Raw genomic sequence first — 21,996 nt, 5'->3', positions numbered from 1 at the left:
CGGCAACCCGCAGAAGTAGGAGCGGTGCCGCAGCTTCGGGGCCGCCAGGTCGATCGTGCCGATGCGGGTGTCCCACTCCCGATGCCGGTAACCGTTGCGGGAGTTGACCCGCTCTTCAGCGCGCTGCCCATAGGCGGCGCCGCGGATCGCCTCCGCCTCGACGGACATCAACGCCTGCGCAGAATGCGCACATCGCCTGCAACACGTCATCGATCTGCTCGCGCAGCAGGTCAACAGGGTTGACACTTTCGCATACGGCCATCGCATTCTCTGTCTTCCTGCTCTGCTCGACCGTTTTGAAGGATGGGCCTGACCCGGTTTGACGGACATCTGAGATCTGTGGGGGCTGTGAGCCCCCGGGAGGATGTTCATCATGGAAGGCATGGGAAAGAAGCCGCGCCGGCCTCGCAGGGCGTTCACGCCGGAGTTCAAGGCGGAGATCGTCGCGGTATGCCGGCGTGGAGACCGGACGGTCGGTCAGGTCGCGAAGGACTTTGACCTGACCGAGACCGCGGTGCGGGACTGGGTCAAGCAGGCTGGCCTCGACGTTGGGACGCGGTCGGACGGGCTGACCACCGCCGAGCGGGATGAGCTGGCGCAGTTGCGGCGGGAGAACCGCCGGCTGCGTGAGGACGTCGACATTCTCAAGCGGGCCACGGCTTTCTTCGCGAAGGAGACCCGGTGAACGTGTATCCGTTCATCGAGGCGGAGAGAGCGCAGCAGGGCAACGTGAAGCGTGCCTGTGAGCTGTTGGAGGTCTCCCGGTCCGCCTACTACCAGCACCATGCCGCCGGCCCGTCGACGCGGGTCCGTCAGGACGTCGAACTCACCGAGCAGATCATCGAGGTGCACGACGCCTCCGCTGGAACCTACGGCTCCCCGCGCGTGCACGCCGAACTGCGCGCCCAGGGCCGCCGGCACTCCCGCAAGCGGATCGCCCGGCTCATGCAAGCGGCCGGCCGGTGCGGTCGGGCACCGAAGCGGTGGCGGACGACGACCGTGCCCGACCCGGCGGCGCCCGCGCGTCCTGACCTGATCGCCAGGGACTTCACTACCGCAGCCGCGGCGGTGAACACCCGCTGGTGCGGAGATATCACCTACATCAACACGTGGGAGGGCTGGCTGTATCTGGCCACCGTTCGACCTGGCCTCCCGTCGGGTCGTCGGCTGGGCCACCGCCGATCATCTGCGCACCGACCTACCCGCTCAGGCTCTATCCCACGCCGTGACCAGCCGTCGCCCCGAGCAGCCGGTGATCTTTCATAGCGACCGCGGCTGTCAGGGCGGATTCAACGGGTCGTCGCAACACCTCGTCGGAAGGGTGAAGCGATGGCTTATGGGCCGAGGCAGAAGCGGGTTCGGGAGTATCGGGGTCAGATTCCCTCGCCGGGACGACCGACGGTGGCGGGGCGTCAGGACCGGGTCAGGTTTTGGGCTGCGATCAGTCGTGGTGTGATGACCGAGGACGCGGCCACGGCGGCGGGCGTGTCGTCACCGGTTGGGTTCCGGTGGTTCCGGCACGCTGGCGGCGTGAATCCTGCGCTGCCTGCGACGGTGTCGGGCCGGTATCTGTCGTTCGGCGAACGCGAAGACATCGCTTTGTCGAAGGCGCAAGGTATGGGCGTGCGCGAGATCGCACGCCGGCTCGGCCGAGACCCGTCGACTATCTCGCGGGAGTTGCGGCGCAACGCCTCGACCAGGACGTACCGGTTGGACTACAAGGCCACGACCGCGCAGTGGCACGCCGAGCGTCGAGCCCGCCGCCCGAAGACCGCAAAGTTGCTCGGGCATGGATTACCGGATGGAGTCCGGAGCAGATCTCCCGAAGACTCAGGGCCGAGTTTCCGGAGGATGAGTCGATGCGCATCAGCCACGAGGCGATCTACCAGGCGCTCTACGTCCAGAGCCGCGGCGCCCTCAAGCGCGAACTCGTCACCTGCTTGCGGATCGGTCGGGCGCTTCGCGTCCCCCGGGCACGCGCGAAACAACGCGCATGGGCGCACGTCACCAGCGACACGCTGATCAGCGAACGTCCCGCCGAAGTCGCGGACCGCGCCGTTCCCGGGCACTGGGAAGGAGATCTGATCATCGGGTTGCAGCGTTCCGCTATCGGGACGCTGGTCGAGCGGACGACCAGGTTCACGATGCTGATCCACCTACCCCGCGAGGACGGCTGGGGTGTGATCCCGCGGACGAAGAACGGCCCAGCTCCCGCCGGGTATGGAGCGATCACGATGAGCAAAGCCCTCGCCGAGACGATCACGACACTGCCCGAGCAGCTCCGCAGATCGCTGACATGGGACCGCGGCAAGGAGCTGTCTGCGCATGCACGATTTACGGTCGAGACCGGAGTCCCGGTGTTCTTCGCCGACCCCCACAGCCCTTGGCAACGCGGCACCAACGGGCTGCTGCGGCAGTACTTCCCGAAAGGCACCGACCTGTCCAGATGGAGCGCCGAAGAGATCAACGCTGTCGCCCACGCGCTCAACAGCAGACCCCGGAAAACCCTGGCCCTGCTACCGGTTGTGCCGGGCGTCTTGCAGTACCCGAACGCCTACCGCGCCGGCGAGCCCGACTTCCTCGTAGCGGCCACCGGCCAGCTGTGGACCAACGCCCGACGCGCCGCCATGAATCACGTCTTGGCGGCCATCGCCGCAACCACCTGGGGCCAGTATCTGGTCTTGCGCGGCAGCGTCACCATTGCGGCCTGGGTCGGCGACGCCGCCGCGAGCCGGGCGACCTCGACTTCGTCGTCACCCCGCACACCATCACCAGCGACAGCACCGACGCCCGCACGCTGCTCGATGACATCAAGACCGCCATCCGAACCGCAACGGGCGCCGGCCTGCAACCAGACCGGATCACCGAGTCCGCCATCTGGACGTACGAACGCGCTGACGGACGCCGCCTGCTCATCCCGTTCAGCACCCCGGAGGCATCGGACGGCCACGTACAGATCGACATCGTCTTCGGCGAACGACTTCCTCTCCCGCCAGAGGTGCTGATCCTGCCCGACGTCGACGAGTCGTTACTGGCCGCGCCCGCCTCGCTGGCGCTGGCGTGGAAGCCGCTGCGGCTGGCCACCGACATGTACCCGCAAGGCAAGGACCTCTACGACGCGGTCCTGCTCGCCGAACACACCGCCGTTGACCAAGCCCTCGTCCGCCAACTCATGCGACCGGAACTCGGCGCCGAAGCCGATACCTTCACGGCCGAGACCGTGCTGTCCTGGGAGGTCGACTGGTCCAACTTCACCGACGAGTACTCCGGAATTACGGGCACCGCCGAGCAGTGGACCAGGCGGCTGGCACTGGCCCTCGATCACGCCTGGACCTGACCAAGCCAGAACAGGTCGGCAGGACCGGCACCCGCTCCATCCGGCTGTCGTGACAGTTGGTAACGCGCGATAGGTGGCATGAGAGTTAACGGTTCCCGGCAGAGTCTATCGATCGACACGATCCTGCCCTCATCGCTGCGTCAGAGCAGAGTGACCGCGTCGCGGCGGCGATGTAGCGGCGGCCGTGCGGCGCACGATCAGAATGGTGCGGGTCCGCGGCCTGCCAACGACATCAACACCTGCGTGGCGAGTAGCTTGCGTATGCCGGTGACGACGACTGTCCCCATCCGATCGTAGGGCAGTTCCAATTGCAGCCCTTCGACTGCGTTGCGAAGGTCTGCCGTGATCTCGTCCGGACGGAATGTGCCCCCCCAGCCGTTGAGTCCTCCGCGCTGGTTGGTACTGAGGGAAGCCATGCCGGATATGCATGCGCCGTCGACCAGGATCAGCCTCGCAGGACCCGAGTAGGTCGTCGTCATAATCATCAACCCTTCAGGATGTAACGCCGTGCACCCCGGGTCCCGGCTGTCTGACAGTCATCAGGAGGCGAGGCGTCGAGTCCGACCACGGCGTGCTCCACCTGGACCGCGACCGTACGTGCCTCAACCGTCAGGGCGGCGGCGATGCGGAATTCGGCTCGTTAGCGATAAGGGTCGATGTCCGTGTCTGTCTGGTTCATGAGCCAGAGGCGCGCCTTGGGCGAGCTGACAGTCGGCCTGGGCAGACTAGCGCCCGAGGTCCGAATCGATCCAGAGAAGAGAACACGGGGGCAATGCTGAGCGGGCTCCACACCGAGATGGCCGGACTTCTGCCGATCAGACGATCTTCGCGATGCCGTGGTGAACGCATGAAACGCCGAACGGCGGCCCGCTGAACCAGTCGGGCCGCCGTTCGCAGAGTGTGGATCAAAGCGGGCGGATGTTCTCCGCCTGCAGGCCCTTCTGGCCTTGGGTGATGTCGAACTCCACCTTCTGATTCTCGTCGAGGCTGCGGAAGCCGCTCGCCGAGATCGCGGAGAAGTGGGCGAAGACGTCGGCGCCGCCGTCGTCCGGGCTGATGAAGCCGAAGCCCTTGTCGGCGTTGAACCACTTCACGGTACCTGTAGTCATGTCTGCTCCTTCGCAGGCTGTTAGAGACCGCACTGCGCGGACCCTTACGCCGCCGCGTTGATCACCCGCGTCGAAACGACACGAAAAGCGCCTGGATGGGTTTCAGATGCCCCATCAGGCGCCGGAAGACGTCTACGGAAATCAAAACTGCAACTCGGGCACCGTAGCACATGATCCGTCGTCGATCCCATGGCGGTGAGTGGACCTGGTCACTCGTCTGCTTGCCACGCCGCGTGGACGGCACGTTGACCGGGTTCACGATGGGCTAGTCGTCGTCCCCACCGCGCGCGGGCGCGGTTGGGGTGTGGTCCGGCGTCGACAAGCCGTTATCCGTGGGGTGGCCGGCCGCCGAGGTAGCGGCCCTGCTCGCGGGTTCGTGCCTGCATCGCCATAGTGGTGCGGAAGCGGGCGCGTCGCACCTCCCGCTTGGCCTGTGCCCCGAGCAGCATCAACAGCGCCTGGTGAGTGACGTCCTGAAAGTCGATCGGCTCGTCCGTCTCGGGCAGCCACAGTTGCACGCCGTGCCGCTGCAACAGCGCGGCCACGTGCGTGGCCTGGCTGCCGGAGAACGCACGGGCGTACTCGCCGACCACGATCGAAGCCACGGTCAGGGTCGGTCACTGCGGCGAGTAGTGCGGCGGCTTGGGGTCGGTCGACCCACGACAGTTCGCGGGTGTGGCCGACGTCGAAGAACTGCGCCACGATCCGTCCCCTGCCAGCGACAAGTTCGGTGGCGACGTCGAGTTGCCACCGCCGCGAGGACACCGGGTCCTGATAGTTCCTGCGTCGAGACGCGTCCGTAGAACGCGAACCGCAGCCCGGCCGGCGCCCGGCTCCCACGTCGGCGAACCTGCGGCGTCTTGCCCTCGACCCACGCCGCGAGCAGATCCTTCTCACCGTGGTTCGGCACGGTTGCCCCGTCGATCATCGACTGTCCGGGCGCAGTCGCTCCCGGGTGTGCATGAGAGCGAAGCCGAGCAGGTTGAGCCCCCTCCACTGGCCTGGGTCGGCGGCGCCGGGGTCGTCGGCGGCGAGCCCGATGCCCCAGATCCGGTCGACCGGGCTGGCCTCGACCAGGATCCGGTCGCCGGTGCCGACCAGGTAGTCCCGCAGATCACCGTGCTGCCCGACCTTGGCGACGCTGCCGTCGACCACGATGTCGTACCGGTTGGCCTCCCAGATGGTTTGGTCGAAGCCTCGGATACCTTCCGCCCCAGTGTCTTGGCCCGATGCGGATGCGACGCGGCCAGCACTTCCTCCGCGATGGTCGTGTCGCCGAACAGCATGGCTTTGGCCCACATCATGTAGTGCTCGTCGGTGCCGAACTCGCGCCCGCCGATGGAGAACGGGGCCGGCCACCACTGGCTCAGGCAACCGGCGCCGACCCCTCCGCGCCGCGGCCGTTGGTTTTCCCCAGAAGTGCAGGAACTTCACCCGCTGGCCGGAGGCAATAAGGTCGGCCAGCTCAGCAACGGTACGCGGATACGCGGCCGTCATTCTCCCGGACCAGCCCACCGGGTCGCAGCCGATATTCCAGCGACGGCGACCGGCTGCCCAGCACCGTCACGGATGCTGAAGGTGACGCCTACCGAGGTGGTCACCGACGCCGCGCCGGTCTACCCCGCCGTGCTCGACGACCTGATCTCCTCGGCCTGGCACCATGTCGAGCGGCACGCGAACAATCCGATCGAGGCCGATCACAGCCAGCTCAAGCACCGGTTACGACCCATGCGTGTGCTCCGAACCGACCAGACCGCACAAGTGATCATCGCCGGACACGCATTCATCCAGAACCTCCGCCGTGGACACTACGAACTCGGGCTCGACAGTCAGCCCAAGCTCCGAGTCGCTTCGGCGTTCAGTGAACTCGCCCGGGCCATCTGACGCGAACCCGACCCGGGCGTAACGCACCTCCCCCATCAGATAATGCAACGGCGCCCTCCGGCCCACACCTCTGTTGCGCAGGCAACCACAACACACCACCAGACCAACACCGCATCCAGCAGCGCGACGACGGCGAATGCGCGCCGGTGATACAGGCCGATCCGGGGATGCCTTGCGCGCGACTGCTGTGATGAGGTGGCTGCGACTGGTGACCGGAGCCGGATGGGGTGTGAATGCGCTGGGCGACGGTGATCCTCGGGGCGGTGGTGGCCGGGGCGATTGGCTGGTGGGCGGCCGCTGGGCCGAACCACCAGGACAGCGACGTCGCGGTCGGTGTCGCCGCCGCGATCGTCACGATCGTCGTCACTGCGCTGACGAAGTGGGCCAACCGCGACGGTCACCCCATCCCGGACCCCGACCAGCTCGCCGCCCGCGACACCGGACCGTTGCCGCCCGGCGCGGCCGGAACCGACCCGCCGCAGATGGTGATCGGCGATTTGCCCGGGCAGGCGGTCGCCTGGCAAGACCGGGTCGAGCTGCTGGACCGGTTGACGGTGATGGCCGGGCACGGCCGGACTGTCGTGGTCTGCGCGGTGACCGGGCAGCGCGGCATCGGCAAAACGCAGCTTGCCGCCGCATACGCCCGCGCCCGCGTCGCCGAAGGCTGGCCCGTGGTGGTGTGGGTCGTCGCCGACACCCCCGCCAACCTGGTCACCGGCCTGGACGCACTCGCCGCCCAAGCAGGAGTCCGCCAACCCGACACCGACCCCGTCGACGCCGCCCGCGCCGCCCTGGCGTGGCTGCGCGCGCATTCCGGCCCCTGTCTGCTGGTCTACGACAACGCCGTCGACCCGGACCTCATCCGCGCCTGGACCCCACCGGTCGGTGCTGTGCATACCGTGGTCACCACCACCCGCCACGACTTCGGCAACCTCGGCGAACCCGTCGACGTCACCCTGTTCACCCCGACCGAAGCCGTCACCTACCTACGTGCCCGAACCGGACTCACCGACGACACCGGCGCGGGTGAGGTCGCCGAACAGCTTGGCTGGCTGCCCCTCGCCCTCGCTCAGGCCGGCGCGGTCATCGGCCCGCGCCGCCGCTACCGCAGCTACCGCGCCTACCTGGACCGGCTCGCCACCATGTCCGTCATCGACATGCTGCCACGCCCCAGCGGCGACCCCTACCCGCACGGCGCCGCCGAGGCGATCCTGCTCGCCCTGGACGACCTCGCCGCCAACGACCCCGACGGACACGCCCGCAACCTGCTCGATCACCTCGCCGTGCTGGCCCCCACCGGCGTCGACCCCGCCATGCTCGCCCACCTCACCGACGACGACACCGCCGCGGTCGTCCTCGCCGAACGGTCGCTGACCATCCCCACCGTCGACACCGACCGCACCGTGGTCCACCGGCTCGTGCAGCGCGTCGTCCGTGACCACAACCAGCACCTCGGCCGACTCGACACGCTGCTGAGCGACACCGTCGGCCGGCTCGACGCCGCCGCACAGCAGACTGGCGAGCAATGGGCGACCCGTACCCTCATCGCCGACTACGTTCAACACGCCCAGACCCTCGCTACGCACCCCACCGACGAATCCACCACACGACGGTTGCTCACCCTGCGGATATGGATGCAGTACTGGCTGGGCCGGGTCCACAGTGTCAGTGCCGCGCTCACTCACGGCGCGGCCCTCGTCGAAGACTGCGAGCGGGTCCTCGGCCCGGACCATCCCGAAACCCTGGAATCGCGCAATGACCTGGCCTTGGCCTACCAGGCGGTGGGGCGGCTGGACGAGGCGATCGACCTGTACCAGCGCACCCTCGCCGACCGCGAGCGGGTCCTCGGCCCGGACCACCCCGACACCCTGGCCTCGCGCAACACCCTCGGCGGCGCCTACCGGTTGGTGGGGCGGCTGGACGAGTCGATCGACCTGGTGCAGCGCACCCTCGCCGACCGCGAGCGGGTCCTCGGTCCGGACCACCGCGCCACCCTGGCCTCGCGCAACGACGTGGCCAATGCGTACTGGATGGTGGGGCGGCTGGGCGAGTCGATCGACCTGGTGCAGCGCACCCTCGCCGACCGCGAGCGGGTCCTCGGCTCGGACCATCCCGAGACCCTGGCCTCGCGGAACGTCCTGGCCTCTTCCTATCAGATGGTGGGGCGGCTGGACGAGGCAATCGACCTGCAGCAGCGCACCCTCGCCGACCGCGAGCGGATCCTCGGCTCGGACCATCCCGACGCCCTGGTCTCGCGCAACGACCTGGCCTTGGCCTACCAGGCGGTGGGGCGGCTGGACGAGGCGGTCGAACTTTGCCAGCGCACCCTCTCCGACTGCGAGCGGGTCCTCGGCCCGGACCACCCCCACACCCTTGGCTCCCGCAACGACCTGGCCTACGCCTACCAGGCGGTGGGGCGACTGGACGAGGCGATCGACCTGCACCAGCGCACCCTCGTCGACCGCGAGCGGGTCCTCGGCCCGGACCATCCCGACACCCTGACCTCGCGCAACAACCTCGCCTACGCCTACCAGGCGGTGGGGCGACTGGACGAGGCGATCGACCTGCAACAGCGCACCCTCGCCGACCGCGAGCGGATCCTCGGCCCGGACCACCCCGAGACCCTGGCGTCGCGCAACAACCTCGCAGGCGCCTGCGAGACGGTGGGGCGGCTGGACGAGGCGATCGACCCGCACGATCAACCGGCTGCACAGCAGTGAAACACAGCAGCCAGAGGCACCGAGCCGGACCCGTTCGGACCCGCGCAACCCTTCTGACCTCGGACGGGACCTCACCGGACCACCGGGCCGACAGTTCGCATCGAAGGGGTCTGATCCGTTGTGCCCCCGTCGCGCTGGGAGAAATCCGGGAGATGATCTTATAAATGACCGTTCCCGGCACCGATGCAGACCAACGGTCACTAACGCTTTGACCTGCATATCTGCACTCAGCCGAAGGGCACGGAAGCGACTTGACCTTGTTCGGGACGAAGGGGTTGCCAGTTCGGTGCGGGTCTCGCAGATCGGCCGCCCGACCGCTGGGGGAGTACAGCAGCGGAGTACAGCAGCCGACCGCTCCACAGGGTTCCGTACCGTGCCGAGAGAACCCGTCTGACCTGGGCTGGGGAGCGGTCGGGACGGCTTGCGCGTCTCTGGGGGTCAGGGGGTCATCGGTTCAAATCCGGCCGTTCCGACGCAGCTCAGAGGGCACATCTGATCGACGGACGTGCCCTCTCGTCGTAGCTGGGTGACTAATTGAGTGACAACGCCTCAGGGTCGAAGATCCGGTCCATGGCGATCGCACCGCTCAGGAGCACCAGCCGGAGTTGGTGCCGGTAGACGCTCTCGGTGACGGTCGTGCCGGAGTGGCCGCAAAGGTCGGCGATCTGTTCGATGCTGACGCCGCTGTCCGACAGCAGGGACACGAAGGGGATTCCTTGGCGAGACCACACCACTGTGTTGCGAGGCTGCGCGGTTCGAGGTGCTGGCAACCGGCGAGGAAGTGCCCCTCGAAGAGATGATCTTGTTGTGCCGTTCAGGTGCGAGGCCTGTGGACGCTGGGCGGTCAGGTAGGCCGCAGTCGAGGGGTCTTCCCGGTTGCATGCGTCCCACAGCCCCACCAGAGGCGTCCTACTGGTCGGGGCCGTAGAGGCCGAAATGCAGCGCTGGGTCAGCCGGATCCCAGGTGTTCGTGAACTGTGACCGTGCACCCATCTCGGCAACCCGACTGAGAAGGTTGTTGCCCAACGCCAGCCGGGCCGGCTCCCAGGCGGCCAGCGCGCGCGGAATGTCGGGCTCAGCAGAGAGCGCGTCCGCGAGAGCCCAGGCGTCGGCGGCCGCCTTGGCGGTGCCGGCCGCTGCGTGGGGTCGCGCGGCGAACGCAGCGTCGCCGATCAAGGCCACGCGTCCGAAAGCCATCTTGCGCACCGCGATGTCGAGAACGATCTGGATGTACGGCTGGGCGGTCCGGGTCACCAGCTCGGCTGCCGCGGGTGGCAGCAGCTTCAAGGCGTCGGAACGCATCCGGTCGACGTACCGCTGCTGCACCTGTCCCGGGTGCACCGAGACGGGGGCGGTGAAGCCGCGCTGGTCGGTGACCATCTCGTCCAGTTCCGGGCCCTCGGGGACGTTGCGGTACCAGACGTAGTTGAGCTGCCGGTCCCCTCGGGAGAGGCTGCCGTTGCTGTCGGGGATTGGGTACATGCAGATGTGCGAGGCGTCGATGACGGCGTAGGTCGTCGCCTTGTGGATGAGGTCGGCCGTCTCGACCGACACTGTGCGCTCGGGCACGGTTCCACGCCAGCCGATGTAGCCCGAGTAGCGCGGCTGGAACTGCGGCTGAAGCCGCCGGCGCCCGATCGACGAGATTCCGTCGGCGAACACCACGAGCTCTGCACTCTCGGTCCGGCCGCTGGTGAAGCGGATGTTCACGCCGTCGTCGTCCTGACTGACTCCGACGGCGTACTCGCCGAGGTGGTAGTGGTCGGTGCCGAAGTCGTCCAGCAGCACGCGGTACATCGTTGTCCAGGAGCTGAATCGCCAGGCGGCGGGCTCCTCATGCACGATCTTGTTCCCTACGCCCAGGTAGCGCGTCACCGACGAGCCGATGCTGATGTCGTCGACGCCGAAGCCGTGAGGTCGTTCGACGATCCAGCGGACGGTGTCGGGCTGGAGGACGATGCCGCCGCCTCGGCCGTCGAGGTACGTCGGGGTTCGCTCGAAGACGTCGACCTCGAAGCCCTGCTCGCGCAGCAGCAGGGCCGCGGTGAGTCCGGCGAACGAGCCGCCGACGACGACCGCGCGGCGCGCCTCAGTCATGGTCGTACCTCTCGCTGTTGTCGAGTGCGGGTCCGTACGGGTGGTGCTCGAGGTTGACGACGATGGCGTCCTGGGTGGTGCGCGCGACGATCATCCGCACCGGCTCGGCGCCGCTGGCGTTCTCCTCCCAGTGCACGACGTGGGGCTTGATGTAGACGAAGTCGCCTGGGTGCGCCTCCCGCATGTCGTCGAGGGTGTCGCCGACCCACCAGCGACCCACCCCGCTGAGCACGTAGAGCGCGGTCTCGGACTGGCCGTGGTGGTGGACACCGGTCTTGCTGCCCGGGGGGAGCACCGAGAGCCCCATCCACAGGTCCTGGGACCCGAGGCGGCGGGCGGAGACGGCCTCGAAGCGCTTCAGGCCGGACGTCTGGGGTGTCTCGTCGGATAGGTCGTCGGCGCGGATGATGTGCACGCCGGCCCCGCGGGACGTCCCGGGCGGCTCGGCCTCGGACAGGTGGTGGTCGTTCATGGCGCCTACTGTGGCCTCCGCTGCCCCCGTTCGGACATGTGTCGCCACACAGGCATGGCGCGGAGTCGGGTGTCGTGGCACAGTCACGCCATGCAGACGAGCGGTGCCCTGCACCTGCGCCCCTGGCTCGAGGCGATCGCGACCATCGCCACCGTGATCAATCGACCGGTTTCGCTACCAGAGGTGCTCGACCTCGTGTCCGAGACGGCGGCCCGCCTGCTTGGCTACGACTTCTGCGCCGTCTTGATCGTCGACGAGGACGGCAATTCGCTGGCCATCACCGGCACTTACGGCCTCTCGTCGAGCTACATCCAGCAGGTCAACGCCGACCATCCGGTGATGCTGGACCCGGACGACGAGCTGCAGGCTCCCTCCAGCAAAGCGTTCCTCACCGGTAGGTCGGTGCAGGTGGTTGATACCCTGGCCGACGCGACCTTCCTCCCGTGGGGTGGGGTGGCGCGCCAGCAGGGCTACCGCTCGTTGATCTCGGTCCCCGTTGTGTCGTCGGGCGTGCCCGTCGGGACGCTCAACTGCTACAAGCGGGTTCCCCACGAGTACGGCGCCGACGAGCGGGATCTGCTCTCTCTGCTCGCCGACCAGGCCGGCGTCGCGATCGAGACGACCAGGCTGCGCGATCGCGAGGCCGCGACCATCGCCGAGCTGCTCGCGGCCAACACCGCTCTCGCCGAGCAGCACGAGTTGCTGCGTCGCGGGGAGGCGGTGCATGAGCAGTTCACCCAGGTCGCGCTCCGGGGCGGTGGCGTTGCGGGGGTCGCGGCGGCGCTGACCGAGGTGCTGGGTACGTCGGTCGTGGTGACAGAGGAACCGTCTGGGGACGAGCTGGCCGCGGTGAAGCGTGACGAGGAGCCTCTCGTCACACAGGACACGGAGGCGCACTCGACGCCGGTGATGCTCGGCCTGGACACGGTCGCTCGGATCTGGGTCCCCCGGTCCGTGCTGCCGCTGCCCGCCATCGACGTCCGCGCGCTCGAGCACGCCGCCACGGTCTGCGCCCTCGAGGTGCTGCGGGCCCGCACGGCACTCGAGGTCGAGTGGCGCCTGTCCGGCGAGGTGGTCACGGACCTGCTCACCGGGAACCCAGCGGGGTTGGTGACGGCCGCCGAGCGGGCGGGCCGGCTCGGTCTCGACCTGACGAACCCGCATGCCGTGATCGTGGTCCACGGCGGCACGCAGCGTGCCGGGTCCGCCCGCGTCCTGTCGGTCGCGAGGTCGCTGGTGGCCACCGCTCAGCCCCGTGCGTTGGTCAGCGCGATCGCGGACGACGTCGTGTTGCTGTTGCCGGCGAAGGACCAGGCCGACGCCTTGGACCGCGCCGGTCAGCTCCAACGGCAGCTGCGCCGTATCGGCGTCGGGGCGGACACCGGGGTGGCAGTCTCGCCGCTCTGCACGACGCTCGCCGACTACCCCGCGGCCTACCGACGTGCCCGCGGTGCGGCGACGATCGCCCAGCTCCGTGGGCAGGCCGACACGGTCGCGAGCTTCGAGTCGCTGGGCGTGCACGGGCTGCTGCTGCAGCTCGAGGACGTCTCGGAGCTACGTCGCTTCGCCGCCGAGACGCTCGCCCCGATCCGCGCCCACGACGCTACGCGCGGGACTGCTCTCGAGCAGACGCTGCGCGCCTACGTCGCCCACGACCTCAACACCGCTGCCACTGCCACCACGCTGTTCGTGCACCCCAACACGGTCGGCCTGCGCATCCGCAAGGCCGAGCAGCTGCTGGGGGTGTCCACCGCGCACGTGCGGTCCCTCGCCGAACTCCAGATCGCGCTGAGTGCCGACGAGGTGGCCGACGCGCTCGGGACCCGTGGTCAGGACGGCGGCACGGCACGTGGCTGAGCACCGCTCGGGAGCACGAGCAACGGCACCAGCCACAGCATGGCGACGACGACCAGTGTCCAGGAGGCGTGCCCGTGGTCGGCTGCCCACCCCATGACCGGGGTCGCCGTGACGACGAGACCGAACGCGGCCGTGTTCATCATCCCGACGGCAGCCGCTGGTCGCTGCGGGTAGCGCGCCTGGGCGGCGCCGACCACGCTCGCGAACGGCAGTCCGCTGAACAGCCCGAGCACCACCACGGCCAGGACCGCGACCACCGGCGCGGTCGGTCGGGACAGCGCCATGGTGGCGGCCGAGCACGCGATCAGTGCGAGGACACAGATCGTCCGGCTGTGGGTGGGCCACATCGCCGCGACGTGGCCGCCGAGAGGCCGGCTCACCACGGAGAGGCCGAGCACGCCCGATCCGATCACGGCGGCCGCCGTGGACTCGAACGACCAGATGTCGACGAGCAACGTGGTGGCCCATGACGAGAGTACGAGGCCCACTCCGAGCGTGACGGCGTGGACGGCGGCGAGGCGGAACAGCTCACCGTCGCGCAACAGCGTCGACGGTGGTGATCCGGCGGTGTGGACGCCATGCGTGGGCGTCGCTCGGCGGGCTCCGTCCGGCGGTTGCCGCGCCGCCAGTACCAGCGCGAGGGCCGTCACAGCAGCTGTCGTGACCCAGGGAGCCCGCCAGTCCAGCACGAGCTCGGCGAACGGCACCACGAGCACGGCCGCTCCCGACGCGGCGAGCGCCACGCCACCGAAGATCCCCATGCCCCACGATCCGCGGCCGCTGCTGCGCGCCAGCTCGGCTCCGGAGACGAAGCAGACGGCGAATCCCGTCCCGGAGGCGATCCTGGCCGCCACCGCCAGCCAGGGCAGGGGAGCCAGCAGGGCCAGCAGGTGCGCGGCGACGACGAGGGACAGCCCGGCGACCGCCGCCGTTCGCACGCCGAGGCGGTCGACCAGGATCCCGCCGGGGAACTGGAGGGCGGCATAGGGCGCGGCCAGCGCGGCGGTGAGCAGGCCGACCCAGAGAAGGTCGGCGCCGTAGGCGGCCGCCATGGTGCTCGCTGCGGCGCCCGCGGCCGTCATCGCCCAGCCGGCCGAACCGCCGAGCAGGCAGGCAAGAAGGAGCGTCGGAGCGGGGGGCGCCGCCGTGGTCGTCACTTCAGGTGTTCTGCGGGAAGCCGAGCTGTACTCCGCCGCTCGGCGCGCCCCACCGCGACGTGACCACCTTGGCGCGGGTGAAGAACCGCACCCCCTCGGCACCGTGGGCGTGCGTGTCGCCGAACAGTGAGTTCTTCCAGCCGCCGAAGGAGTGGTGCGCCACCGGCACCGGCACCGGCACGTTGATCCCGACCATGCCGACCTGCACCTCGTTTTGGAACCGCCGGGCGGCCGGCCCGCTGGAGGTGAACAGGGCGGTGCCGTTGCCATAGGGGTTGGCGTTGATCAGGCGAAGCGCCTCGTCGAAGGATTCCGTTCGTACGACTGCGAGAACCGGGCCGAACACCTCGTCGCGGTAGACCGACATCTCGGGTGTGACATGGTCGACCAGCGTCGGCCCCAGCCAGAAGCCTGACGCCTCGCCATCCACGTCCCAGTCGCGGCCGTCGACGACGAGCTTGCCGCCCTCCGCCTCCGCCGCCTCGACGTACGAGGCAACCCGATCGCGGTGCTCGCGCGTCACGAGTGGCCCCATGTCGACGTCGCGGCGTCCGGACCCGACCGACAGGGCACGTGTCCGGTCGGCGATTCGGGTCACCAGGTCGTCCGCTACCGGTCCCACCGCGACGACAACGCTGATCGCCATGCACCGCTCGCCGGCCGAGCCGTAGCCCGCGCTGACGGCGGCGTCCGCAGCGGCGTCGAGGTCGGCGTCGGGGAGCACGACCATGTGGTTCTTGGCGCCGCCGAGGGCCTGCACGCGTTTGCCCGACACGGCCGCGGTCTCGTAGACGTGCCGCGCGACGTGCGTCGATCCTACGAACGACACCGCCTCGATCGCGGGATGTCTGAGCAGCGCGTCGACCGCTTCGGCGTCGCCCTGCACGACGTTGAACACACCGGCCGGCAGGCCTGCCTCCTCCCACAGCCGCGCCAGCCAGATTGAGGCCGACGGGGTCTTTTCGCTGGGCTTGAGCACGACGGTGTTGCCCGCCGCGATGGCCACCGGCACGAACCACAGGGGCACCATGGCCGGGAAGTTGAACGGGCTGATCACGGCGACCGGTCCCAACGGCTGGCGTACGGTCGACACGTCGACACCGGTGGCGGCGTTCTCACTCACGGCGCCGTGCAGCAGCTGGGCGATCCCGCAGGCGACTTCGACGACCTCCTGGCCGCGGCTGACCTCTGCGACGGCGTCCGCCATCACCTTGCCGTGCTCGTCGGTGATCAGCTCGGCCAGCTCCGTCTTGCGTGTGTTCAGCAGCTCGCGGAAACCGAACAGTGTCTGGGTGCGGCGGGCTAACGACGTGTCGCGCCACGCCGGGAACGCCGCGACGGCGGCGTCGACCACGCGGGCCACGTCGTGCGTGGACGCCAGTGCCACCGCGGCGGTCACCGCTCCGGTCGCTGGGTTGGTGACCGAGGCGGTACGGGTGCTCGCACCCGCGAATTCTCGCCCCATCCAGTGGTTCACACGCGCCACGTCGCCGTTCATGTACTCGCTCCTCATGCGGGGACCCTCAGGATGGGAGGTCCGGCCGTGCGGTGTACTCACGCCGGGCGTCATCCCGGCGTGCCGGGACTGACCGGCGGCGGCAGTGTCGGGCTGTCAGCCCGACTGTTGTTCTCGGTCAGCAGCCGCGCGAGCCTCAGCGCGACCTGGAGCTCGGTCCGTCGCTCCGTCAGCGGGCGGCCCAGCAGCTCTGCGGCCCTCTGCAGCCGGTTGCGTACGGTGTGCTCGTGCAGGTGGAGGTGCGCGGCGGTGGTCACATGGCTGCCCCACCGTTGGGACGCCTCGACGGTCTCGCGCAGCCGCGCGGCCAGGTCGTCGTCGGCACCGAGCTGTCCGAGTTCGGCGTGGACGAACGCACGGGCCTTGACCGGGTCGGCCATCAACAGGATCTCGAGGCTGACGTCGGGGTGGCCCAGCACCCTGGGGCTGCCCGCCGCACCCCACGCCGTGCGTACCCGTTGCACGTCCTGCACCTGGAGCCAGCCGGCCCGCACGCCCTGTACGCCGACGTGCGGGTCGCTGACCGACGCTTCGACGCCGAGGCCGCGGAGGCAGTCGGTCAGGTTGGCGATCCTCGCGGCGCGCCATCCCGGTGGCCGGGGGTGTGCCAGCCACACCACCGTGTTGGTGAGGTCGACCGCATGGACGAGGGTGTCGCGGGTGTGGCACGCCTTGCGCAGCGCGTTGAGGATCTGGCGCGCAGCGCCTTCGGGCATCGCCGGCAGCAGCACGGTGATGTGGCTGGCGTCGAGGGGATAGTCGAGCAGCACCAGGTCCGACGGTGGGAGTGGCGTGGAGTCCTCGCGCAGCAGATGCTGGACGAGGCCGTTGCGTACGTGCTCGCGCGAGCGGCTCAGCGCCTCGTCGGCCCGGGCGAAGCTGTCCGCGACCTGCGATGCCACCTGGTGCTGGTAGCCGAGCAGCAGCGCAGTCATGCTGCGTAGTGCCTCGAGGCTCTCTGCGCGCGGGACGTCGTTGCGGTCGGCCCGCTCGACCAGCCGGTCGCTCCACTCGTGCCACATGGTCAGGAAGCCCACACGGTAGGACCGCTGCAGCGCCGTCTGCGGCAACCTGAGCCGGGCCTGCATGCGGGCCAGGGCGAACGGCTCGGCGAGCGTCACCTCAGTGAGGTGGATCCGCCCGGCGATGACCTGGCGGAGATGGCGGAGGTTCTCGACCACGCTGGCCCGTAGCCGGGTCACGAACTCGTCGTTGTCGCGCAACGTGTCGAACGCCGCCGCGAGGTCCGCCTCGACGACCTGGTCCGCCAGGGCCACCAGATCCACGCCGTCGGAGGCCTCGCGTGCCCACGTCGGCAGGCGCACGTCAGCGTCTGGACGCGGTCGTGGGGCTGGTGTGGGCGTAGTCACCTGGTGGAGCGAGGCGGAGGTCATGAGGCCACGGTGCCGCCGGCCGCGGATCCGTGCCGATGTGTCGCTCACCACACTGTCGCCTCAGAAATGGGTGGCCCCACATGGTGGCGCGTCGCGTGACGCGGCGAGGCTGTGGCGCATGGGTGGTGCCGAACCTACCGCCCCCGCTCGAGGAGGACATGCCATGTCACCAGCGACGGCCGGGCCCTGTGGGCACCGGGTGTCAGCGGGCCACCCGCTGGGTGGTCGACCGCTGCACGAGGCTGGTGGCGAACAGACGCTCGCGCCCGGCGCCGATGTCGCCGCCGTGCTCGATGCGCTCCACGAGCAGTCGGGCGGCCGTCCGTGCCATCTCCGACAGGGGCTGGCGGACCGTGGTCAGCTGGAACACCTCCCAGGCTGCCATCGGAACGTCGTCGAAGCCGAGCACCGAAACGTGGCCCGGCACGTCCAGGCCAAGCGACTTCGCGGCGTCGATGGCGCCGAACGCGATCACGTCGTTGCCGCAGATCAGCGCGGTCGGGGGAGTGGCCAGCCGGAGCAGCTCTCGGGCGTTCTGGTAGCCGCACTGGTGCGAGTACGGTCCTTCGCGGACGAGACGCTCGTCGAGTGCGATCCCGGCGTCGACGATGCCGGCGTGCCTGTCTCTGCTCGTCGAGGTGTTGGCGGGGCCACGGATGACGCCGATGGTGCGGTGGCCGAAGTCCAGCAGATGGCGAGCGGCGGCGCGTCCGCCCTGGTAGTTGTCCGCAATGACGCGGTCGACGTCCATCGCGTCGACGTACCGGTTGAGAAGCACGACCGGCAGGTCCCGCCCGGCGAGGGCCTGGCCGAGCCGCGAGTCGAGGGTGGCCGTCGTGACCAGGACGCCGTCGATCGACCGGTTGAGCAGGTTGACCAGGGCCTCCTGCCCGGTCGGGATGTCGGTGCGCTCGGCGAACAGCACGACCCGGTAGCCCATAATCTGCAGCTCGTCGTGTACCGGCGTGAGCAGCGTCGGGAAGAACGGGTTGGTCAGGTCGGCGACGACAACACCGATGGTGCGTGTGCGCTGTGGCGTCGGGGGAGCCACCCACGATGGGCGGTAACCCAGCCGCTCGGCGGTCTCCTCGATGAGGCGGCGGGTGTCCTCCCGCACCCGGGGGTCGCCCCGCAGGGCGCGCGAGACCGTCGACTGGGAGACGCCGGCGGCCTGCGCCACGGTCGAGCTGTTCGTCGCCGGGCGCGCGCGTCGCCGTCGTCCCGGACCGTCGCCCGTCGTGCCCGGATTCACGCTCACAAGCCGTCTCACTTTCTTCTCGTGTCCAGGCACCGGCCCTCGATGCGGGCAGAAATGCATAATCTATGCACAACGAAGATAGGCGACCATCTCGTTGCTGTCAACTTCCCAGAACCCCGTGTACGTCCGGAAATATCGGCACGCAGGCGTGAACCCGGCGGCCGTTGAGCGCATGGTCGAGAACAGGAGCATGCATAAGTTTCCGAGAAATGCTTGACTTGCAAGATTAGTCACGGCAGTGTCAGGCGCCACATCCCCACCACTTCACCCCCACCCCCCAACCACCACCAGGCCCGTCGTAGCGCGACGCCCCTTGATCGCACCCTCGGACCGGTCGAACGACTCTGAGAGGCACGATATGAGCACTGCACGCATCTTCCGTCCCCACCGCTGGCGCCTGGTAGCCGCCGCCAGCGTCATTGCCCTGCTGGTCTCCGGCTGTGGGTCGCGTCCAGGCGCCGCCAAGGGCGGCGAGGCAAAGGACGCCGGCGGCGTCGTCAACATGGTGATGGCTCCCGACCCGGTCTGGAAGTGGATGGAGAGCCAAGGCATCAAGCAGCAGATGGAGGAGGAGGCGGGGATCCAGGTCCTCACCTCGTCCTCTTGGGACGAGTACGGGGTGTACGCCGGCGGCCACGCGGACGTCGTCTCAGCCGCGTCGTACGAGGTACCCGACCTGGAAAAGCAGACCGGCGAGAAGACAACAATCTTCGGCAAGTTCAATTCCGACAGAAGCATCCTGGCCGTGTCGGCAAAGAGCAACGCCCAGACCATCTGCGACCTCAAGGGCAAGAAGATCGTGACGCACAGCGCCGTCTCGATCACGATCATGTGGGGCGTCTACGCCCGCAAGTTCTGCAACCTCGACCTGCGCGCCGGGGGCGGCGACTTCGAGCTCGTCGTGACCGACCCGCAGAACGCCGCCGGCCTCATCGAGCGTGGTGACGCCGACGCCGGTCTGCTGCTGCCCGACTTCTCGATTCCGCAGCTGTCCAGCGGCGCGATCAAGCCGCTCTACGACTCCAAGTCGGTCTCGCAGATCTACGCCGAGAAGTTCTCCTCCGACCCGCAGAACGTCACCCACCCCCAGAACAATGTCTTCGTCGCTCGTAAGGCCTGGGTCGAGAAGAACCCCGAGGAGGCGGCCTTCCTGGTCAAGATCTGGGACCGCGGCGTGCAGGAGTGGGCCAAGAACCGCGACGCGATCGTCAAGGCCTACCCCGAGGACTTCGCCGCCGAGACGCCCGAGGAGAAGGCGTTCATCCAGGACTGGCTGGCCAACAAGTACGACTGGTTCGTCGACACGACCTACCTCGACCAGGCGTGGGTCGACAGCGAGACCAAGCTGTTCGAACTGATGAAGGAGACCGGCTACGTCGACAAGAACACGCCGGCCCCCGACTTCACCATCCTCCCGAAGTCCTGAACCTCGAGTCCCGACGCATCCAGCAGGCCCGGTGTGGCCGGGTGAGTGGGCCCGGTAGGGCCGAGTGAAGGAGAGATGATGACGGATCAGCTGGTGGGCGCGGCTCCGGCCGCGCCCCCCGCGGACCCCGACGACCGCGAGGCGAGCGCCCGCAGGATCGCCCGGCTGCGGCGCTGGCGGCGCACCGGCCTGCTCGTCATGGGCTGGATCGCGATGTTCCTGCTATGGGAGTTCGGCTCTTGGTGGTACGGATCGCGGCTGCTGCCCCGCCCGCACGAGGTCATCCAAGCGGCGGTCGAGATCGTCGAGAACGGCAACTTCGTCACCGACTTCTCGGCGAGCGTGCTGAAGACCTTCGCCGGTTTCGGGGTCGCCGCCGCCGTCGGGGCGCCGGTCGGCTATCTGATGGGCCGGTACAACTACTGGCGGGCGTTCTTCCACGATGGCGTGACCATCGCCGGCACGATCCCCGCGATCGTCTACGCGGTCATGTCGCTGATCGTGTTCGGCCTGTCGAACTTCGGGCCGATCCTCGCGGTCGCGCTCGTGTCCGCGCCCTACGTCGCGCTCAACGTCGCCGAGGGCATCCGAGGCGTCGACAAGTCCCTGGTCACCATGAGCGAGGCATTCGGGCGGGCCCCGCACCAGATCCGCCGGGAGGTGCTGCTCCCGACGATCGTGCCGTTCGTGTTCGCCGCGATCCGGATGTGCTTCGCGGTGGCCTGGAAGGTCGAGGCGCTGACCGAAGTGTTCGGAGGCCGCAACGGTGTCGGCTTCCAGATCCGCACCGAGTACCAGCTCTACGACATCGCTGCCGTGCTCGCGTGGACGTCCCTGTTCATCGTGTTCATGCTCCTCATTGAGCGCCTGGTCCTGTTCAAGGCCGAGGCACGGCTCCTCGCATGGCGTCCGGAGGAAAGGAGTTCCGCCTTATGAGCACCACGTTCCAGGCCACCGTCAACCGGCGCCGCTCGACCAGCGAGATCGAGCAGAGCACGCCGACCTGGCGCAAGCGGCTCACCTCCGACGGGGCCGCCCGGGTCGCCGCGCTGCTGTCCTTCTTCCTGTTCTGGGTCCTGATGTCGCTGCTCTTCGGCCGCGTCCCGGGCCCGGTCGAGGTGGTGCAGCGGCTCGGCGAGGAGTTCTCCCGCGGCGAGGTCTTCGGCAACTTCGGCTCGACGCTCTACCGCTTCGGCGTCGGGTTGCTGCTCGCGACCGTCGTGGGCATCGCGATCGGTGTGCTGATGGGCCTCTCCTCGCTGTCCCGGGCGTTCTTCGAGAGCCCGGTCCTGGTCGGCCTGTCGATCCCGGCGATCATCTGGTCGTTTCTCACGGTGATGTGGTTCGGCTTCGGCGACATGAGCCCGATCATCACGACGTTTCTGACCTCGGTGCCGTTCGTGGTCGTCAACGTCGCCCAAGGCGTGCGGGGCGTCTCCCGCGACCTGCGCGACATGTCGTCGACGTACAACGTGCCGGTCACCCGCCGCATCCGCGACCTCGTCCTCCCAGCCGTCACCGGGTACATCGCGGCCGGCGTGCGCTTCGCGATCATCATCGGCTGGAACGGCGTCCTGCTCGCCGAATGGTTCGGCGGCGGCGGGGGCGTCGGCTACCGTGCCCGCTTCTGGTACGACGCCAACCGGTTCGGCGGGTTCGCCGCCTGGGTCGTGCTGTTCGTCGGCTTCATCGTGCTGCTCGACCGGCTCGTGCTCGACCGCGCGATCAAGCGCGCCTTCCGCTGGCGGGATGGCTGATGACCCCGTCCG

At 68.9% G+C, this 21,996-nt stretch carries 18 protein-coding genes and 4 pseudogenes; 10 read left to right on the top strand and 12 right to left on the bottom strand.

What is annotated here, in order from left to right; all coding sequences use genetic code 11:
* Positions 1–12: 12 nt before the first annotated feature.
* Positions 13–262, bottom strand: a pseudogene (locus ACWD6N_RS19960) (transposase); the annotation flags it as partial.
* A gap of 120 nt (positions 263–382) precedes the next feature.
* On the opposite strand from ACWD6N_RS19960, the gene ACWD6N_RS19955 reads away from it, so the two are divergent.
* From ACWD6N_RS19955 to ACWD6N_RS19940, 4 genes and pseudogenes are all read left to right on the top strand, one after another.
* Positions 383–685: a transposase gene (locus tag ACWD6N_RS19955; protein WP_354968005.1), complete on the top strand. Its 303-nt coding sequence runs from the start codon at positions 383–385 to the stop codon at positions 683–685.
* Positions 682–1,266 carry an IS3 family transposase gene (locus ACWD6N_RS19950; protein WP_387328952.1) on the top strand — a complete coding sequence of 195 codons (585 nt, stop codon included), beginning with the start codon at positions 682–684 and terminating at the stop codon, positions 1,264–1,266. The genes ACWD6N_RS19955 and ACWD6N_RS19950 overlap by 4 nt, the downstream gene beginning before the upstream one ends.
* Before the next feature lie 63 nt (positions 1,267–1,329).
* A pseudogene (locus tag ACWD6N_RS19945) lies at positions 1,330–2,510 on the top strand (IS30 family transposase); the annotation flags it as partial.
* Complete coding sequence (locus ACWD6N_RS19940; protein ID WP_387328949.1) at positions 2,447–3,337, top strand: nucleotidyl transferase AbiEii/AbiGii toxin family protein; 891 nt, start codon at positions 2,447–2,449, stop codon at positions 3,335–3,337. The pseudogene ACWD6N_RS19945 and the gene ACWD6N_RS19940, both read left to right, overlap by 64 nt.
* Before the next feature lie 197 nt (positions 3,338–3,534).
* Here the strand turns inward: ACWD6N_RS19940 and ACWD6N_RS19935 are convergent, their stop codons facing one another.
* The 4 genes and pseudogenes from ACWD6N_RS19935 to ACWD6N_RS19920 all read right to left on the bottom strand — a co-directional run bounded on the left by ACWD6N_RS19935 (position 3,535) and on the right by ACWD6N_RS19920 (position 5,786).
* On the bottom strand, positions 3,535–3,816 hold the full coding sequence (locus tag ACWD6N_RS19935; RefSeq protein ID WP_354968014.1) for a hypothetical protein: 282 nt from the start codon (positions 3,814–3,816) through the stop codon (positions 3,535–3,537).
* Positions 3,817–4,242: 426 nt separating this feature from the next.
* Positions 4,243–4,446 carry a cold-shock protein gene (locus tag ACWD6N_RS19930; protein WP_250799179.1) on the bottom strand — a complete coding sequence of 68 codons (204 nt, stop codon included), beginning with the start codon at positions 4,444–4,446 and terminating at the stop codon, positions 4,243–4,245.
* A gap of 326 nt (positions 4,447–4,772) precedes the next feature.
* Positions 4,773–5,051, bottom strand: coding sequence for a hypothetical protein (locus ACWD6N_RS19925; protein ID WP_354968015.1), 279 nt, complete (start codon positions 5,049–5,051; stop codon positions 4,773–4,775).
* Between the two features lie 319 nt (positions 5,052–5,370).
* Positions 5,371–5,786, bottom strand: a pseudogene (locus tag ACWD6N_RS19920) (NADAR family protein).
* On the opposite strand from ACWD6N_RS19920, the gene ACWD6N_RS19915 reads away from it, so the two are divergent.
* Together ACWD6N_RS19915 and ACWD6N_RS19910 are read left to right on the top strand one after the other, a co-directional pair.
* A complete protein-coding gene (locus ACWD6N_RS19915; protein WP_387328999.1) occupies positions 5,785–6,330 on the top strand; it encodes a DDE-type integrase/transposase/recombinase in 546 nt (181 codons plus the stop codon). The pseudogene ACWD6N_RS19920 and the gene ACWD6N_RS19915 overlap by 2 nt on opposite strands.
* Before the next feature lie 233 nt (positions 6,331–6,563).
* Complete coding sequence (locus ACWD6N_RS19910) at positions 6,564–9,050, top strand: tetratricopeptide repeat protein (protein WP_387328946.1); 2,487 nt, start codon at positions 6,564–6,566, stop codon at positions 9,048–9,050.
* Positions 9,051–9,580: 530 nt separating this feature from the next.
* Here the strand turns inward: ACWD6N_RS19910 and ACWD6N_RS19905 are convergent.
* The 3 genes and pseudogenes from ACWD6N_RS19905 to ACWD6N_RS19895 form a co-directional block, all read right to left on the bottom strand.
* Positions 9,581–9,757: pseudogene (locus ACWD6N_RS19905) on the bottom strand (site-specific integrase); the annotation flags it as partial.
* Between the two features lie 202 nt (positions 9,758–9,959).
* Positions 9,960–11,147: an FAD binding domain-containing protein gene (locus ACWD6N_RS19900; RefSeq protein WP_387328943.1), complete on the bottom strand. Its 1,188-nt coding sequence runs from the start codon at positions 11,145–11,147 to the stop codon at positions 9,960–9,962.
* On the bottom strand, positions 11,140–11,619 hold the full coding sequence (locus ACWD6N_RS19895) for a cupin domain-containing protein (RefSeq protein WP_387328940.1): 480 nt from the start codon (positions 11,617–11,619) through the stop codon (positions 11,140–11,142). The genes ACWD6N_RS19900 and ACWD6N_RS19895 overlap by 8 nt, the downstream gene beginning before the upstream one ends.
* 90 nt (positions 11,620–11,709) lie before the next feature.
* Between ACWD6N_RS19895 and ACWD6N_RS19890 the strand changes: the two genes are divergently transcribed.
* Positions 11,710–13,476, top strand: coding sequence for a helix-turn-helix domain-containing protein (locus tag ACWD6N_RS19890; protein WP_387328938.1), 1,767 nt, complete (start codon positions 11,710–11,712; stop codon positions 13,474–13,476).
* Here ACWD6N_RS19890 and ACWD6N_RS19885 read toward each other — a convergent pair.
* The 4 genes from ACWD6N_RS19885 to ACWD6N_RS19870 all read right to left on the bottom strand — a co-directional run bounded on the left by ACWD6N_RS19885 (position 13,449) and on the right by ACWD6N_RS19870 (position 18,723).
* The gene (locus ACWD6N_RS19885) at positions 13,449–14,633 is read right to left on the bottom strand and encodes an MFS transporter (RefSeq protein WP_354968021.1); all 1,185 of its coding nucleotides are present in this window, start codon (positions 14,631–14,633) and stop codon (positions 13,449–13,451) included. The two genes, ACWD6N_RS19890 and ACWD6N_RS19885, sit on opposite strands and share 28 nt — an antisense overlap.
* A 1-nt stretch (position 14,634) precedes the next feature.
* On the bottom strand, positions 14,635–16,098 hold the full coding sequence (locus tag ACWD6N_RS19880; protein WP_387328996.1) for a CoA-acylating methylmalonate-semialdehyde dehydrogenase: 1,464 nt from the start codon (positions 16,096–16,098) through the stop codon (positions 14,635–14,637).
* A 101-nt stretch (positions 16,099–16,199) separates the two neighbouring features.
* Positions 16,200–17,474: a PucR family transcriptional regulator gene (locus tag ACWD6N_RS19875; RefSeq protein WP_387328934.1), complete on the bottom strand. Its 1,275-nt coding sequence runs from the start codon at positions 17,472–17,474 to the stop codon at positions 16,200–16,202.
* Between the two features lie 271 nt (positions 17,475–17,745).
* Positions 17,746–18,723 (bottom strand): LacI family DNA-binding transcriptional regulator, encoded by a 978-nt coding sequence (locus ACWD6N_RS19870; protein ID WP_450005027.1) that lies wholly within the window; start codon positions 18,721–18,723, stop codon positions 17,746–17,748.
* A gap of 436 nt (positions 18,724–19,159) precedes the next feature.
* Between ACWD6N_RS19870 and ACWD6N_RS19865 the strand changes: the two genes are divergently transcribed.
* From ACWD6N_RS19865 to ACWD6N_RS19855, 3 genes are all read left to right on the top strand, one after another.
* Complete coding sequence (locus tag ACWD6N_RS19865) at positions 19,160–20,227, top strand: ABC transporter substrate-binding protein (RefSeq protein WP_354968024.1); 1,068 nt, start codon at positions 19,160–19,162, stop codon at positions 20,225–20,227.
* 78 nt (positions 20,228–20,305) lie between these two features.
* Positions 20,306–21,163, top strand: a complete 858-nt coding sequence (locus tag ACWD6N_RS19860; protein ID WP_354968025.1) for an ABC transporter permease — start codon at positions 20,306–20,308, stop codon at positions 21,161–21,163.
* Positions 21,160–21,984, top strand: coding sequence for an ABC transporter permease (locus ACWD6N_RS19855; RefSeq protein WP_354968026.1), 825 nt, complete (start codon positions 21,160–21,162; stop codon positions 21,982–21,984). The genes ACWD6N_RS19860 and ACWD6N_RS19855 overlap by 4 nt, the downstream gene beginning before the upstream one ends.
* The last annotated feature ends 12 nt before the right edge of the window (positions 21,985–21,996 follow it).

The sequence above is a fragment of the Micromonospora sp. NPDC005163 genome, from assembly GCF_053599835.1.
This window is presented reverse-complemented; position numbering and strand designations above follow the sequence as displayed.

What these genes read in the sequence shown, in the direction of transcription:
- ACWD6N_RS19955 (WP_354968005.1), top strand. Translation starts at nt 383, where the DNA reads ATGGGAAAGAAGCCGCGCCGGCCTCGCAGGGCGTTCACGCCGGAGTTC.
- ACWD6N_RS19940 (WP_387328949.1), top strand. Translation starts at nt 2,447, where the DNA reads ATGGAGCGCCGAAGAGATCAACGCTGTCGCCCACGCGCTCAACAGCAG.
- ACWD6N_RS19935 (WP_354968014.1), bottom strand. Translation starts at nt 3,816, where the DNA reads ATGACGACGACCTACTCGGGTCCTGCGAGGCTGATCCTGGTCGACGGC.
- ACWD6N_RS19930 (WP_250799179.1), bottom strand. Translation starts at nt 4,446, where the DNA reads ATGACTACAGGTACCGTGAAGTGGTTCAACGCCGACAAGGGCTTCGGC.
- ACWD6N_RS19915 (WP_387328999.1), top strand. Translation starts at nt 5,785, where the DNA reads ATGGAGAACGGGGCCGGCCACCACTGGCTCAGGCAACCGGCGCCGACC.
- ACWD6N_RS19910 (WP_387328946.1), top strand. Translation starts at nt 6,564, where the DNA reads ATGCGCTGGGCGACGGTGATCCTCGGGGCGGTGGTGGCCGGGGCGATT.
- ACWD6N_RS19900 (WP_387328943.1), bottom strand. Translation starts at nt 11,147, where the DNA reads ATGACTGAGGCGCGCCGCGCGGTCGTCGTCGGCGGCTCGTTCGCCGGA.
- ACWD6N_RS19895 (WP_387328940.1), bottom strand. Translation starts at nt 11,619, where the DNA reads ATGAACGACCACCACCTGTCCGAGGCCGAGCCGCCCGGGACGTCCCGC.
- ACWD6N_RS19890 (WP_387328938.1), top strand. Translation starts at nt 11,710, where the DNA reads ATGCAGACGAGCGGTGCCCTGCACCTGCGCCCCTGGCTCGAGGCGATC.
- ACWD6N_RS19880 (WP_387328996.1), bottom strand. Translation starts at nt 16,098, where the DNA reads ATGGGGCGAGAATTCGCGGGTGCGAGCACCCGTACCGCCTCGGTCACC.
- ACWD6N_RS19865 (WP_354968024.1), top strand. Translation starts at nt 19,160, where the DNA reads ATGAGCACTGCACGCATCTTCCGTCCCCACCGCTGGCGCCTGGTAGCC.
- ACWD6N_RS19860 (WP_354968025.1), top strand. Translation starts at nt 20,306, where the DNA reads ATGACGGATCAGCTGGTGGGCGCGGCTCCGGCCGCGCCCCCCGCGGAC.
- ACWD6N_RS19855 (WP_354968026.1), top strand. Translation starts at nt 21,160, where the DNA reads ATGAGCACCACGTTCCAGGCCACCGTCAACCGGCGCCGCTCGACCAGC.